The sequence below is a fragment of the Pseudomonas sp. M20 genome (assembly GCF_045037865.1).
Classification (GTDB): Bacteria; Pseudomonadota; Gammaproteobacteria; order Pseudomonadales; family Pseudomonadaceae; genus Aquipseudomonas.
The window spans coordinates 1,386,063-1,401,406 of record NZ_CP173611.1 but is presented as its reverse complement, the minus strand read 5'-3'; the positions used below and the strand labels follow the sequence as shown (position 1 = coordinate 1,401,406).

The window sequence follows — 15,344 nt, the reverse complement described above, 5'->3', positions numbered from 1 at the left end:
TAATGCCGCATACCAATGCATTTCTGGACAAACTGGCCAGCAGTTCGCTGCGTTTGAACAAAACTCTGCTGCTGCTCGGCGCACTGGTGTTGCTGCTGTTGGGCATCAGCTATGTGGGGGTGCTGCGCATGCTCGAAGAGCAGCGCGACACCTTGCAGTTTCACTTCGCCCGGTTGATGGAAAATATCCATGAGCAGGAAGTGTTTCTGCGCGATATCTCCCAGGCCAGTGCCAAGGGCCAATATTTTCCTTTGGTGGTGTTGCCCACTTATTCGCAAAAACCCCTGCCCGAGGAAGGCCCGAATGTCTATGAGGGCCGTGGCTTGCCGTTCTCACTGCCGTTCAGTGTAAAGATCGACCCGCAGAGAATCGCCGCCGACCAATACCCCAAGGTTTTCGCGCTGGGCAGTTATCTGGCCGCCTACTACAGCGCGTTCTGGGCGGCCTCGCACTATCAGTCGCCGCAAGTGATCCTGCTCAATGGCCCCGACAACTTCGACGTGGCCGTGCCCTCCGCCGGGCGCTTGCGCGGTGCAGGCCCGATGCAGATCGGCGCGTTTGCCCAAGTCATGAGCCAGGTGAACCAGCATGCACGCGAGCAGTCATCAGTCGCTGATCATCAAGTGCATTGGGTGCCCTACCCATCTACTCAGGACAACGAGGCAACACCGACGCTGCTGGCCTACGTCAGGATCAATCTGCTGCAGCCAACGCTGACCATCGAGGGCGCCGATTCCTGGGTGGTGCTCGGCACGTTGCTGAAACTGTCTCAGGTCAACAACATCGAGCGATTGATGGAGTGGTCGATTTACGATGACTTCACCTTGATCACCCCGGTCGGCGTGGTCTTGACCGGCGCACACAGGCCCGACCAGGTACTGGATGAGGGGATCAATTTCAGCCGCGACGGTCTGGTGTTCAAGCTCAGCAGCCCCGGCGCACAGCACTGGACCGCGATCTACGTCATCAGCCTGCGCAGTTTTCTCAGCTATGCGTTGTGGCCATTGCTGTGCCTCGTGGCGGTGGTGCTGGCGTTGCTTGGTTGCGGTCGGGTCATCAATCGCTGGTACACCGCGCGCGTGATCATCCCCGCGCAAAGTGCGCACGCGAGCATCGCCGAAAGCGAGGCGTTCAGCCGTGCGGTGATCGACACCGCACCGACCGGCCTCTGTGTGATTCGCCGCAGCGATCACCACGTGCTCCTGGAAAACCAGCGCGCCCAGCAATGGCACGACAGCAGTCGTTTGATGAGCCTGCTCAAGTCACACAGCAAGTCCGGCCATGCCGATCTCGAGATCGACGGGCGTCATCTGCATCTGGCTTTCGTCTCGACGCGTTATCAGGGCCAGGATGCCTGGTTGTGTGCGTTGCATGACGTGACCCGGCATATCGAAGACGCCGCCGCCCTGGAGGAAGCCCGTCAGGCCGCCGACTCGGCCAACCAGGCCAAGAGCCGCTTCCTCGCCACCATGAGCCATGAAATTCGTACCCCGCTCTACGGCGTGATGGGCACCCTCGAATTGCTCGGCCTGACGCCACTCGCCCCGCGCCAGCAGGATTATCTGGACACCATCCAGCGTTCCTCCGCCAGCCTGTTCAAGCTGATCAGCGATGTGCTGGATGTGTCGAAGATCGAGGCCGGGCAAATGACCCTTGAGCTTCAGGACTTCTGCCCGCTGGAGCTGACTGAAGATGTCGTGCGTACTTACAGCGCATTCGCCCGCGCCAAAGGCCTGCAACTGTATGCCTGCATCGATTCGACGTTGCCGGATCGACTGCGCGGTGACCCGCTGCGCATCCGCCAGATCCTCAACAACCTGCTGAGCAACGCGATCAAGTTCACCGACAACGGTCGCGTGGTGCTGCGCGTGCGCGTTGTGCAAAACATTGCTGGCAGCGCCGAGGTGCAATGGCAGGTCAGCGACTCGGGAGTGGGGATTTCCCCGGCGCAGCAACAGCAATTGTTCGACCCGTTCTATCAGGTTAACGATGCCGACAGTCAGGCCGGCGCGGGTCTGGGCCTGGCCATTTGCAAATGGCTGTGTGAGTTGATGCACGGTCAGTTGAACGTGGTCAGTGAACCGGGGTTGGGCAGCAGTTTTACCCTGCAACTCACGCTGGAGAACGTGCCGGGCGCATTGGCCGACTGCCCCGCCTTCGTGGCCGGCAGCCCCGCCGTTTATGTACGTGCCCCCGTCAGTGAACTGGCGCAGCACCTAATTGCCTGGCTCAAGCGTTTTGGTCTGGATTGCCGCTTGGTGACGACCGAGATGCCACCATCCTCGGCGCTGCTGGTGGACCTCACGCCTCTCGACAACGCTCCGCACTGGAGCGGGCCACGGATCGTCGCCATTGCGGGCGGCCCCAATCCGGCGCAGCCAAGCGGTGCAGACTGGGCGGTCGATGCCGACGATGTGCGCGCGATTGCCTGGGCTATTTATCTGGCACAACACGGCGCCAATGCGCAGCGCCCAGCCGCGTTGCAGGCAAAGACCCGACCGTTGAATCTGCAAGTGCTGGTGGCCGAAGACAACGTCATCAATGCGGCGATCATCAAGGAGCAACTGGAAGCCCTCGGCTGCTCGGTGATCGTCGCTGCGAATGGCGAACAAGCCCTGGCGCAGTGGGCGCCCGGCCGCTTCGATCTGCTGCTGACCGACGTCAACATGCCGGTCATGAATGGTTACCGACTCGCCGAGGCTGTACGCCAGCAGGACTCGACGCTGCCGATCATCGGCGTCACCGCCAACGCCCTGCGCGAAGAAGGCGAACGCTGCGCCGCCGTCGGCATGAACGCGTGGATGGTCAAGCCGCTGAACCTCGCTACCCTGCGCACGCAACTTGAGCAACATTGCAAAATCGCTGTGGCCCCCGTTATCGATGCCCCGCCGCCGCTATCAGCAAAAATGCGCGAGTTGTTTGTCACCACCCTGCGCCAGGATATTCAGACCACCCTGGCAGCACTGGATGCGGCCGACGCCAACAGCGTGGCGCAGCAACTGCACAGCATGGCGGGAGCGCTGGGTGCGGTGCAGATCAATGCCTTGGCCAGCGCGTTTGTCGAGCTGGAATACCGCTTGACCGGCATGGCAGTGACCCCCGCTCTGGCCGTGGCGGTGCGACAAAATCTGACGCGGCTGCAAGATCTGCTCGACTCCCTCGAATAACTTCACTCTGGATAAATCACTCATGGAAACCTTCAACGTTGTCATTGCCGATGATCATCCCATCGTGCTGCTGGGGGTACGGGAACTGGTCGAGCGCGACCAACGCTTTCGCGTGGTGGGCGAAGCCGTTGGCTCCGATGAGCTGATCCAGCTGCTGGAGACCAAGCCCGTAGATTTGTTGATCACCGACTTCAACATGCCTGCCGATTCGACCTATGGTGACGGCCTGAAACTGGTGGAATACCTGATAAGGCACTTTCCCAAGGTTCGAGTGCTGGTACTGACCATGATTTCCAATCCATTGATCCTGACGCGCCTGCAGGAACTGGGTGTGCTGGCAGTCATTCAGAAAAACCAGTTGCACGACGAAATCGAGACCGCCCTCAAAGCGATTGCCAAGGGCAGCCCGGTGCGCTGGCAGGCCCCCGCGCCGACATCGGTGGTGAACGACGGCGCCGATCTGGATGAACGTTTTTCCCGCCTGTCGCCCAAGGAACATGAAATCCTGCGTTTGTTCGTTCAGGGCCAAGGCGTCAACGACATTGCCCGGCACTTGAACAGAAGTGCTAAAACCATCAGTACGCAAAAAATATCGGCAATGCGCAAACTTGAAGTCGGCAGTGATCAGGAACTATTGACTTATTGCATAGAACGCAACTTGTTCAGCTGATAACACCGGACACTTTTCGGCAACTTCCGCACATCTAGGAATCGTCTGATGTTCCATCGGTAAAACGAGTTTTATTGTGTTGCTTTAACCCCACCAATGGAAAAAGCAACATGAAAAAGTTGTCCCGAACGCTTCTCGCCCTTTCAATCTTCGCTGCGGCCGGCAATGTCCTGGCAGCCGACCCACCGGTTACGCCAACCAAGGCGGGCAGCGGCACCATCAACTTCACCGGCACCATCAACAATGACGCCTGTTCGGTTGAAAGCGCCGGCAAGGACAAGACCATTTCGGTCGCCATGGGTGAAGTGTCGATCAAGGACATGGGCACCGCCACCGCACCTAAAGGCAACGGCACCTTGAGCGTCGAAAACTTCGACATGAAGATCAACTGCAACGCCGGCACCAAGGTTGCGATGCTCTTCGAACCGACCAAAGGCGCCGGTTCGGGCATCGAACCTGGCACTAAAGTGCTGCGACTGATCAGCGGCCTGGGGGCTGCAAAAGGCATCGGTATCGCCTTGCTCGACGCCAATGGCGCCGTGATCGACTTGAGCTCGCCAGCCACCGCGAAGATCGAAAACACCCTGCAGGACAGCAATACCACGCTGAAATTTTCGGCCGCCTATGTCACCACGGTTGACCCGAAACTGGCTGTTGCCGGTCGCGGCGACGCCACCCTGCCGTTCACCCTGCAATACGAATAACCCGCGCGAATACTCGAGCCCAGTGCGGGGCCGCCCGGCCCCGCGCTTTCAATCACTTGCGCGGTAACCATCATGTTTTATCGTCACTTACTGTCCTTTTGTGCAGGCCTGCTCGGCCTGTTCGTGGTCAATCAGGCCACGGCCGGCATTTCCCTGAGCAGCACCCGCCTGGTCTTCGACGGCCAGCACAAGGAAGCCGGCATCACCGTGCGTAACAGCGGTGCAGATGTCCTGGTCCAGTCGTGGATCGACACCGACGCCAGCGAATCCGCTTCCGTGCCGTTTGCGGTCACACCGCCGTTAGTGCGCGTCAGCGGCGACGAACAGCAAATACTGCGGGTCATCTACGAAGGCACCGGCATGCCGACCGACCGCGAATCGGTGGTCTGGTTGAACGTGCAGGAAATCCCCCAGACCGCGAAGACCCAGAACACCTTGCAGCTCGCCGTACGTCAGCGCATCAAGGTGTTCTTCCGCCCCGCGGGCCTGAAAAACAACGCCTACCTTGCACCCGGTGAGTTGACCTGGCGCCTGGCCGAGCGCGCCGGCAAAAGCGTGCTGGTGGTGAACAACCCCGGCCTGTATCACGTGTCGATTGCCGATATCACCCTGCAATCCGGTGCACTGAGCGAGCATCCGTTTGATTCGCTGATGATCGCGCCTGGCGAACACAAAGAGTTCGCGCTTAAACAACTTCACTCGACTAATGCAACAAGTTTGTTGTTCAGCAGCATTAATGACTACGGCGCACAAGATCGTTTTACCGCGCAACTTTCCAACAGCGCCGAAACCCGCGCTCGCCCAAAGAACGAATATCCATAACTCGCGAATCGCTCTGATCGCACACTTTCACTGTATTTCTCTTCGCTCCGTTAGTTCGTATCGGAGGTGATATAGGGTTCCTGCATGTTTTTACTCAAACGCGACGGTTTGACGTCGTTGTTGATCGCCTCGGCCATCAGCACGGCGTGCCAGGCTGACGGCGATGAACAGTTCAATACGTCGTTTCTGCAAGGTGCCGCGTCGACTGTCGATGTGCAATCGCTGCTCGCCAGCAACAGCGTGCTGCCCGGCAACTACCGGGTTGACCTCTACAGCAACGACACGCTGGTCGGTCGTCGCGACATCGACTTCCGCCGTCACCCCGGCAACGGCAAGATCCAGGCCTGCCTGACCCTGGAAATGGTCCAGCAGTTGGGCGTCGACATCGCCAAGTTGCAGGCCAGCGGCAAACTTGACGCTGACGACCCGAGCGCCTGCCTCGACCTGCCCGCATTGATCGAGCATGCCAGCGTGCGTTACGACGTACCGCGCTTGCGCCTGCTGGTCAGCGTGCCGCAAAGCGCCATGGAACGTGGCCGACGTGGTTACGTTGACCCGGCCCTGTGGGACGAAGGCGTGCCTGCGGCGTTTATCAACTATCAGCTGAGCAGCAGCCGTAACAGCACGCAGACCGCCGACACCATTTCCAATAACGTCGGCCTGCGCAACGGCATCAACCTCGGTGGCTGGCGCTTGCGCAACGAGTCCAACTTCAACAGCAGCACCGGCCAGCCGAGCACCTTCAAAAGCAACCGCAGCTATCTGCAACATGACCTGACCGCGTTGAAAGGCCAGTTCAGTGCCGGGGATATTTTCTCCGACGCCGACCTGTTCGACAGCGTGCGTTATCGCGGCCTGAAACTGGCCTCCGATGACGGCATGCGCGCCGACAGCGAGCGCGGCTATGCGCCAGTGATTCGCGGAATTGCTCAGTCCAGCGCGACCGTGGAAATTCGTCAGAACAATTACATGCTCTACAGCACCAACGTGCCGCCGGGCCCTTTCGAGATCAGCGATATCTATCCGAGCGGTTCCAACGGCGATCTGGAAATCACGATTATCGAGGCCGACGGTCAGCGCCGGGTGACAGTGCAGGCATTTTCCAGCCTGCCGATCATGGTGCGCCAGGGGCAGTTGAAGTACAGCGTCTCGGCCGGCCGCTACAACAGCAACAGCGATGATCAGCAATCGCCGCAGTTCGTCAGCAGCACACTGGCCTACGGCATCAGCAGCAACTTGTCCGGCATCGTCGGCGTGCAGGCGACCGAGAATTTTCAGGCGCTGTCCGTGGGCGCCGGGCGCAATACGCCGATCGGCGCCGTGTCACTGGACGTGACCCATTCCGCCAGTCACACCTTTGGCCAAGTGGTCAAGGGCAACAGCTTGCGGGCGCTGTACGCCAAGACATTCACCGGCACCGACACCAGCTTTACCCTCGCCGCCTATCGCTATTCGACCGAGGGCTATCGCACCCTCACCGACCACGTCGAGGAACTGAGCCACGAGGGCGAAAAACGCACGGGCAACTCGAAAACCCGTACCGACCTGACCGTCAACCAGAGCCTGGGACGTGATCAGCAATATGGCAGCATCTACCTCAACGCCAGTGACCAACGCTATTGGGGGCGCGGCGGTTCGCAAAGCCTGTCGGCGGGTTACAGCAACTATTGGGGCGAAGTCAGTTACAACCTGGGCGCCACCTACACCAAGGATATCGGCAACTATGGGCCGGCGAACAACGACACCCTGGTCAACCTGTCACTGTCTTTCCCGCTGGGTTCAAAACCGCGCGCGCCGAGGGCGTTCGTCTCCGCCAGTACACAGAAAGCCACCGATAGTGCTCAGGTCGGAATCAACGGTTACCTGACGGAAGACAGCGACACTTATTACTCGGTGCAAGGCGGCAACAGCAGCACTGGTGGCAGCAGCGGTTCGGCCAATATCAGCACGCGAACATCGGTGATGGACATCAGCGCCGGTTACAGTCAGGGCCGTGGATACAATTCGCAGAATCTCAATCTGGCCGGCTCGATCGTCGGCCACAGCGGCGGGATCAACCTCGGGCAAACCGTCGGTGAGACATTTGCGCTGGCGCAGGTCGAAGGCGTTTCCGGGGTGAAAATCGGCAGCTTCTCCGGGGCGAAAACCGGACGTAACGGCTATGCCGTGGTGCCCAATGCGCAACCCTATCGGGTCAACTGGATCAACCTCGACACCCGCGATCTGGGCGCCGATATCGAAATCGATAACGCGACCCGGCAAGTGGTGCCGCGCCGCGGTGCAGTGGTGCTGGCGCGCTACGCGAGCAAAACCGGACGCAGGGTGCAATTCGCCTTGTTCGATGCGCAGCACCAGCCGATTCCCTTCGGTGCGTCGCTGGAAGATGCCGCCGGCAAGCAGCTGGCGATTTCCGACCCGAGTGGCAAGGCACTGGCGCTGGTCGAGGACGACGCAGGTACCCTGACCATCAACTGGCAAGGCCAGCGCTGCGAGGCGTCGTATGCACTGCCCGAGCGGGACAAGGCGTTGAACTACGAGCGGGCCTCCCTGGTGTGCCGCGCGCCAGTGGCTGACTGAGAAGACGCCATCGCTGGCAAGCCAGCTCCCACAAAGTCCTTGGCGCACACAACAATCATGTACGCCACAGAAGCTTGTGGGAGCTGGCTTGCCAGCGATTGAAGCGACTCGGTTCAGGAGAAAGCGCGATCTAGAAATCGCGCTTGTAGAAAATATCCAGCGAACTGGCCACGCCACTGGCCGCTTCGACGTAAACCTTCTTGCTCAGCTTATAGCGCAGCGCAATGGTGCTGGCCGGTTCAAACACGCCAACGCCATAACGCAAACTGAGCTTCTCGGTAATATTGCCGCTGGCCACCACGCTGGTGGCATCGCCGCTGCCCGCCGTGTCGAGCTGGAAGTCCTGAATCCCCAGATCCTTGGCCAGGCTGCTGGTGACCCCGGAACTGCCCATCAAGCCGAGACCCAACGCCGCTTGCGCGAGCATGTTGTTGTCTTCGCCATTGGTGCTCAGCGGTCGGCCGAGGACCAGATAGGAAAGCGCCTGCTCCTGACTCATCGCCGGCTCGGAGAAGATCTGTGTGGTCGGCTGCTCGGCGCTGCCGCTCAGGCGAATACCGGCGATCACGTCGTCGGTCTGGCGGATCGCTTCGATATCCAGATACGGCTGATCGAGGGGGCCGGCGAACAGCAGACGCGCACGGCGCACTTGCAGGCGCTGGCCGTAGGCACTGTAGCGGCCGTCGTTGAGCCACAGTTCACCACGGGTGTCCATGTTGTCGCCGATGTGCACATGGCCTTGCACGTTGGCGGTCAGGCCAAAACCGGCGAAGGCCAGTTTGTCTTCACCGACCACCACGTCGATGTCCATTTTCATCGCCATCGGCGGCTTGCCCTCTTCGGTCTGCGCACCGACGATGATTGTGTCATCGGAGACTTTTACCGTTGATGGCGGCAATTCGCGCACGGTGATTTCACCTTTGGGCACCTGCACTTTGCCGGCGATTTTCAGCTCGTCGCCAGCCATGGAAATCTTCAGGTCCGGCGCCACTTCCAACTTGGCATAAGGCTCGACGGTGACCGGCAACTGCGTGCCTTTCAACGCCAGATCGACCACCAGCGCCTGACCCCAGGCGACGTTACCGTTCAGGCTGCCCTGCCCGCTCTTGCCGCTTTTCCAGCCGCCGTCGAGGCGTACCGATTCGCCGGCAATCAGGGCGGTGAGTTGCAGGTTCTGCAGCTCCATCGGCAACTCGGCGCCGGACACTTCGCCGTCGCTGAGCTGCACCGTGCCGTTGACCAGCGGCGCCAGCAAACCACCGGAAATCGTCCCGCTGCCGTTCAGGCGTCCGGTGAGTTTTTCGACCATCGGCACAAACGGCCGCGCCACCGACAAATCCAGGCCTGTGAGACGGAACGAGCCGCTCAGCGGTTTGTTCTTCGGCAATGGGTTGAGCTGCGCCTGCACCATCAGTTCGCCGAGCTTGCCGCCGACGAAGTTGAGTTCGGTGTCGACGCGCTTGGGCGTGAGTTTGCTGGTCAGTTTGAGTGTCTGGTACGGGAAGTCCAGCCACTGATCCTTTTCCTTCATGCGCAAGGTACCGCCGCTGGCGTCGATGCTGACCACGCCGTTGGGGCCGCTGGCTGGCAGATCCAATTGCAGGTCGGCGTTGAGTTTGCCTTGCCAGGCGAAGTCTTTCGGCAACCATTGCGCGAGGCTTTCGATCGGGAATTGCTTGAGGTGATAGCGCAGTTTCGGCTCCGGCATCAGCCGCTGATCTTCACCGCACAGGCTGGCATTGCCGGACATCCAGCAATGCGCGCCGAAGTTGATCTTGCCATCAGCCAGACGTTCTAGCTTGGCCGGGCTTTGCAGTTTCCAGTCCTGGCCGCCGGCCTGAATGTCGCCACTGGCCAAACGGCCGCGCCAGTTGCCCTTGTCCAGATTGCCATCCAGACCGAGGGCCAGTTTCAGTTTCGGCCCGATCAGGTCGAGGTTGAGTTTCTGGTTCTTGATGTCGCCTTGGGCGCTGGCGGTCAACACGCCCAGGTTGGTGTCGCCGGCCTGAATGCCGCTGCCCTTCAGATCGATCTTCGCCCGCTGCGCACTGTCGAGGGTCGCATCGAGGTTGAGGCTTTGCAGGCGATTGTCCTGGAACGCCAGTTGCGAACCTTGCAGGTCGAGCTTGCCCTGCGGCGCCTTCAACGTACCGGCCACATTGACCTGCCCGTTGACCTGCCCGCGCAGTTGCGGCCAGAGCTGAGCCAGACGCGACAGCTTGATATCGATCTGCCCGGTGAGTTTCTGTTGCAGGCTGCCCTTGCCGTTGATGCTGTTGTCGCCGAGGCGGATTTGCAGGGCGTTGAGATTCCACTGTTCGCCGGCGCCGTCAGCCTTGGCCTGGAGGATCGCCGGTTGCCCGCGCAGTTTGCCTTTCAAGTCGAGATCGGCGGTCAGGCTCAGCCGTTCGTTCTTCATTTCGCCTTGGCTTTTCAGCGGCCCGGCCAACGTGCCCGGCAACTCGGCGACCCAGTACGCCGGGTTAAGCGCCGACAGCTCCAGCGCCGTGTCCCAGGCGATGCCATCGGCGAATTGCACATTGACGTGACCTTCAGCCTTGCCCTGCCCGGCTTGCATTTTCAATTGTGGCAAAGCGATCTGTTTAAGGCTGCCGCTGAACGGACTGCTAAGGGTAAACGCGCCGGCCGGACCATCCAGTGCGGCGGCGAAGTTGCCGAGGTACTGACCGTCGGTGTAAGAGACTTCGCCAGTAAACGTACGCAAGGCGACTTGTGGCTCGTCGATTTCGTTATAGAGCCGATGCCACGGAAAGTCCTGCCAGTTGATATTGGCTTGGGCGCTGAGGCCTTTGCTCCAGTCGACGCTGCCCGTGAGTTTCAGGCTTTGCTTGTCGTTGGCCGTCAGGTCGAGGCCGGCGATCTGCGCGCCGCTGGCGTCGACTTTACCTTTGAGCAACAGCGCCACCGGGCCTTTGTCGGCGGGCAGCGTGGCGTTGCCGTTGAGTTGGTAACCGTTCTTCAGGTCGCCTTCGCCGGTCAGCACCAGTTGATTGAGTTGCAGGGTGTCCGGCAAATCGGTGCTCGGTTTGAACGCCTCGGAGGTGATGCGCACCTTGGCCGGCAGGTTTTCCGCCAGCGGTTGCAACTCGCCGCTCAACTGGCCGTCAAGATAACCACGGCTGTCGGCGTGCAGATTGAGGGTTTTCAGCAGGTCGCCGTCAATCTTCAACGCTAGTGTCCACGGTCCCGTGCCCGGCGATGGAAGCGTCAGGTCTCCAGCGATGTTCAGCGGCCAGTTGCCGGTCGGCGTGAGTGTGCCGGACAGGTTCAGGCTGAGGTCGTCGCGCTGCAATTTCACGCTGTCGATCTGCATGCCTTGGGCGGTCCAGTGCGCCGCCAGTTGCAAGCCCTTGAGCTGTTCGCTGCCGTTGAACAGCAGGCTGCCGACCTGCACGTCGCCCAGTTCGATGGCCACCGGCAATTGCAGATCCGGCAGTTTGATCGGGCCGCTCTCGGTGGTTTCTTCGCTCGGCGGGAATTGCAGAATCACCTGATCAGCCTTGAGCTGTTCGATGCACAAAGTCATGCGCGTCAGGCACAGCGGTGACCAGGCGAAGATTGCCTTGTTCAGCTCGACGCGACTGCTGTCCTGCTGCCACAGCAGATGATCGGCGCTCCACTGCCCGCCGAGGCGGCCCTGGAAATTTTCCACGCTCAAGCCCGGCACGAGGCCCAGCATCCAGCGGCTGCCGGCTGCCGTGCCGAGTACGGCGGTGACGCTCAATACGATCAACAACAGCAGCGCCAACAACGCCAGCGCCGTAATTTTCAAACCACGCTTCACAGCTCAGGCCCCATGGAAAAGTGCAGCCGGATGCCGCCATCGTCGTCGAGTGCGTGGGCCAGATCGAGGCGGATCGGCCCGACCGGCGAGACCCAGCGCACACCAATACCGACCCCGGTCTTGAGGTTCGGCAGTTCGAGTTTGTTGAAGGAATTGCCCTGATCGACGAAAGTCGCGACGCGCCATTTTTCGGCGATCGAGTATTGATACTCGACGCTGCCGGCGACCATGTAGCGGCCACCGATGCGATCGCCATCGGAGTTTTTCGGCGACAGGCTCTGGTAGTCGTAACCGCGCACGCTCTGATCGCCACCGGCGAAGAAACGCAGCGACGGCGGAATCGAGTTGTAGCCGTTGGTGGCGCTGCCGCCGACCTGCACGCGACCGAGCAAGCGATGTTTGTCGAACACCGTGGTCAAGCCTTTGACCAGCGCGGTGCCATATAAAAGGTTGTTGTCCGAGCCGAGGCCTTCCTTCGCCACTTTGCTTTCGAAGCTCAGGCGATAGCCATTGTGCGGGTCGATGCGGTTGTCGCTTTTCAGATACGAGTAACTGATGCCAGGCATCAGCAAGGTGCTCAGGCCCGAATCGTCGCCGAGTTCATATTCTTCGCGCTGCCATTTCAGCGAGATCACCCGCTGCCAGCCGCTCGGTAATTTGCTGTGCCATTCCGGGCCGAAGGTCAGCAGCTTGCTGAGCGTGTCGGAACCGTCGATGTCTTCGAATTGATAGCCGCCGGCCCAACGCAATTTATCGGTCAGTGGCGGGTCGAGCGGGATGTCATAGAACAAGCCGACGTTTTGCCGTGGCGCCGACAGCTCGGCTTCCCAACCATAACTGTCGCCTTGCGGGTTGACCCAGTGGCGGGTCCAGTTGGCTTTGATGCGCGGGCCGACGTCGGTCGAGTAACCGAGGCCCAGGCCCATGGTGCGCGGCTTGCGCGTGTCGAGTTTGACGTCGACCGGGATCACGTCATTTTTCGCCGTGGTCGGTGCGGCATCGACGCGTACGCCCTCGAAATAACCGCTCGATTGCAGGTCGCGGTTGAGCTCGGCGATCAGCTCGGAGTCATACGGTTCGCCTTCCTTGAACGGCACCATGCGTTGCAGCAGGTCTTCGTCGAACGGCGTGTCGCCTTCGAATTTTACTTTGCCCAGCGCATAACGCGGGCCGCTTTCGTAGATCAGTTCGATGTCGGCGACCCCGGCGCGCGGGTCGACCATGAGTTTTTGACTAGTGAAGTGGCCACTGAAAAAACCGAAGCGCGAGGCCTGATTCTGAATAAGTCTTTTGGCGTCTTCGTAACGCCCATGGTTGAGCACCGCGCCGGACTTGAGCGCGTCGCTTTTCGGCACTCGAAAGGATTTGAGGGAGGCAGCCGGGCCGTCGACACGAATGGTGACGTTGCGCAGATGAATCGGCTCGCCGGGATCGATGTTCAACACCAGGCGCGGCTTGTCGCCGCCCTTGACGTCACTTTCGATCTGCGGCTGGTAGTAGCCCAACGCCTGAGCCGCTTTGCGCGCCTGCTCTTCGGCACCGCGACTGAAGCGCTGCAGGGCTTCTTCGTCACGATCGCCGAGGCTGCCGATATAGCCTTCTATATTGGCCTTGAGTTCATCGTTGGACGGTTTGATCCGCACATCCAATTCACTTTGCGCCAGCGCCGCGCAGCTGGTTAACAGCACGAGCACGCCACTGGTAAATCTTCCTGGAAACTTCATAGGCGCGGATGCTATCACGGGCTTGGGAGCGTGATAGAACAGGAAATTTCCCAAGAAGTTCGATTGTCATGCTGTTGCAGTTTGTAACACCTGCGGATTGGCGTGGAAAAACACGTGTTCGCGCACCGGCCCGACGGCAACCTCGCCGATCTCCTCATAACCCTGCCGTTTATAGAATTCCAGATAGCGTGGGTTGCCGGTGTCGAGCACCACGCCTTGCGAGGTTTCGTCCACCGCGCACCAGTTGTGTACGGCGGTCAGCAGTTGCTCGCCAAAGTGCTTGCCCTGAAATTGTGGGTGGATGCCCAGCAGCGGCAGCATGTGTACCGAATCACTGGGCACACACGCGGCGACGGCGTCGTGGTAATCGAGATAGCGGCGGGTGCAGCGGAATCCGGTGCTGAGCACCATGCGCAAACGCCACGCCCAGCTTTCGGTGATGCCCAGACGGCGTTGTGGCGGCGCGATCAGGGCGATGCCGATCAGACGGTCGTTGACCAGCAGGCCGATGGCCGGCAGATCCTGCAGAAAGTGTTGTTTGACCAGTTCGCGCACCGTCGCCCGCACGCGCTGTTCGTAGCCGGGGCGCTCGGCTTCGAACAGGTAAGCGAAGGTCGGCTCATGGCGATAAGCCTGATAGAGCAGCGATCGAGCTTCGCGGGAGTAGCCACGGTCGAGCATATGAATGTCGGCGATGGCGGTCTGGGTTTCAGGCATGACGGTGATTCTCCCCAGGGCGCGTTCAAATGGCGGCGCTCTTGTTGGTACGAACCTTTTGCGGGTGGCGTGGTTCCCCACAGGTATAGACCAAGTCGGGATCTTCATCGACTGGGCGACCGCTATCGCGAGCAGGCTCACTCCTACATTTGGAATGCGTTCCCCCTGTAGGAGTGAGCCTGCTCGCGATGGCGCCATTGCTGACAACACAAATCCCACAGACAAAAGTGATTTCTCCCACCCCACGCTGGCCCATCTCCCCCATGTCAGCTAGCATCGCCCTTTTGCCAGGACTGCCGACCATGAAGATCGTTTCCTTCAACATCAACGGACTGCGCGCCCGTCCGCATCAGCTGGCAGCGCTGATCGAAAAACACCAGCCGGACGTGATCGGCCTGCAGGAAACCAAGGTCCACGACGACCAGTTCCCGCTCGAAGAAGTCCGCGCCCTCGGCTACCACGTGTATTTCCACGGCCAGAAAGGCCATTACGGCGTGGCCATGCTCTCGCGCAAGGAACCGATCGCCATTCATAAAGGTTTCGCCACTGACGAAGAAGACGCCCAGCGCCGCTTTATCTGGGGCACCTTCGCCGACGCCAATGGCGTGCCGGTGACGATCATGAACGGCTATTTCCCCCAGGGCGAAAGCCGCGACCATCCAACCAAATTCCCCGCCAAGCAGCGTTTCTACAGCGATCTGCAAGCGCTGCTGGAAAGCCAGTTTCACAATGAACAGCCCGTGGTGGTGATGGGCGATGTGAACATTTCCCCGGAAGACTGTGACATTGGCATCGGCCCGGACAACATGAAGCGCTGGCTGAAAACCGGTAAATGCAGCTTCCTGCCGGAAGAGCGCGAGTGGATGGCACGCCTGAAGAACTGGGGTTTGACCGACAGCTATCGTCACCTGAACCCGGACGTGACGGACATGTTCAGCTGGTTCGATTACCGCAGCCGTGGGTTTGAGGATGAACCGAAGCGTGGCCTGCGCATTGATGTGATTCTGGCGTCACATGGTTTGTTGCCGCGGGTGAAAGCGGCGGGTGTCGACTATGAATTGCGCGGGATGGAAAAACCGTCCGATCATGCGCCGATCTGGCTTGAACTCAGCTGATCCCCAGTCTTACGCAATACCTGTAGGAGTGAGCCTGCTCGCG

9 protein-coding genes are annotated in these 15,344 nt (G+C 60.2%); 6 read left to right on the top strand and 3 right to left on the bottom strand.

Going from position 1 to position 15,344, the window contains the following annotated elements:
* The first annotated feature begins 2 nt into the window (after positions 1-2).
* The 5 genes from ACI514_RS06350 to ACI514_RS06330 all read left to right on the top strand — a co-directional run bounded on the left by ACI514_RS06350 (position 3) and on the right by ACI514_RS06330 (position 7,940).
* The gene (locus tag ACI514_RS06350; protein ID WP_405123309.1) at positions 3-3,167 is read left to right on the top strand and encodes an ATP-binding protein; all 3,165 of its coding nucleotides are present in this window, start codon (positions 3-5) and stop codon (positions 3,165-3,167) included.
* A gap of 22 nt (positions 3,168-3,189) precedes the next feature.
* A complete protein-coding gene (locus tag ACI514_RS06345) occupies positions 3,190-3,837 on the top strand; it encodes a response regulator (protein ID WP_405123308.1) in 648 nt (215 codons plus the stop codon).
* A gap of 110 nt (positions 3,838-3,947) precedes the next feature.
* Positions 3,948-4,541 carry a fimbrial protein gene (locus tag ACI514_RS06340; RefSeq protein ID WP_095189889.1) on the top strand — a complete coding sequence of 198 codons (594 nt, stop codon included), beginning with the start codon at positions 3,948-3,950 and terminating at the stop codon, positions 4,539-4,541.
* A gap of 72 nt (positions 4,542-4,613) precedes the next feature.
* Complete coding sequence (locus ACI514_RS06335; RefSeq protein WP_405123307.1) at positions 4,614-5,363, top strand: molecular chaperone; 750 nt, start codon at positions 4,614-4,616, stop codon at positions 5,361-5,363.
* Positions 5,364-5,447: 84 nt separating this feature from the next.
* Entirely contained in the window at positions 5,448-7,940 is a 2,493-nt protein-coding gene (locus ACI514_RS06330; RefSeq protein WP_405123306.1) for a fimbria/pilus outer membrane usher protein, read from the top strand.
* A 130-nt stretch (positions 7,941-8,070) separates the two neighbouring features.
* Here ACI514_RS06330 and ACI514_RS06325 read toward each other — a convergent pair whose 3' ends face one another.
* The 3 genes from ACI514_RS06325 to ACI514_RS06315 form a co-directional block, all read right to left on the bottom strand.
* Positions 8,071-11,745, bottom strand: coding sequence for a translocation/assembly module TamB domain-containing protein (locus ACI514_RS06325; RefSeq protein WP_405123305.1), 3,675 nt, complete (start codon positions 11,743-11,745; stop codon positions 8,071-8,073).
* Positions 11,742-13,469 (bottom strand): autotransporter assembly complex family protein, encoded by a 1,728-nt coding sequence (locus tag ACI514_RS06320; RefSeq protein WP_405123304.1) that lies wholly within the window; start codon positions 13,467-13,469, stop codon positions 11,742-11,744. The genes ACI514_RS06325 and ACI514_RS06320 overlap by 4 nt, the downstream gene beginning before the upstream one ends.
* A gap of 66 nt (positions 13,470-13,535) precedes the next feature.
* Complete coding sequence (locus ACI514_RS06315) at positions 13,536-14,186, bottom strand: GNAT family N-acetyltransferase (protein WP_405123303.1); 651 nt, start codon at positions 14,184-14,186, stop codon at positions 13,536-13,538.
* Between the two features lie 302 nt (positions 14,187-14,488).
* On the opposite strand from ACI514_RS06315, the gene xthA reads away from it, so the two are divergent.
* Positions 14,489-15,301: an exodeoxyribonuclease III gene (gene xthA / locus ACI514_RS06310; RefSeq protein WP_105704880.1), complete on the top strand. Its 813-nt coding sequence runs from the start codon at positions 14,489-14,491 to the stop codon at positions 15,299-15,301.
* The last annotated feature ends 43 nt before the right edge of the window (positions 15,302-15,344 follow it).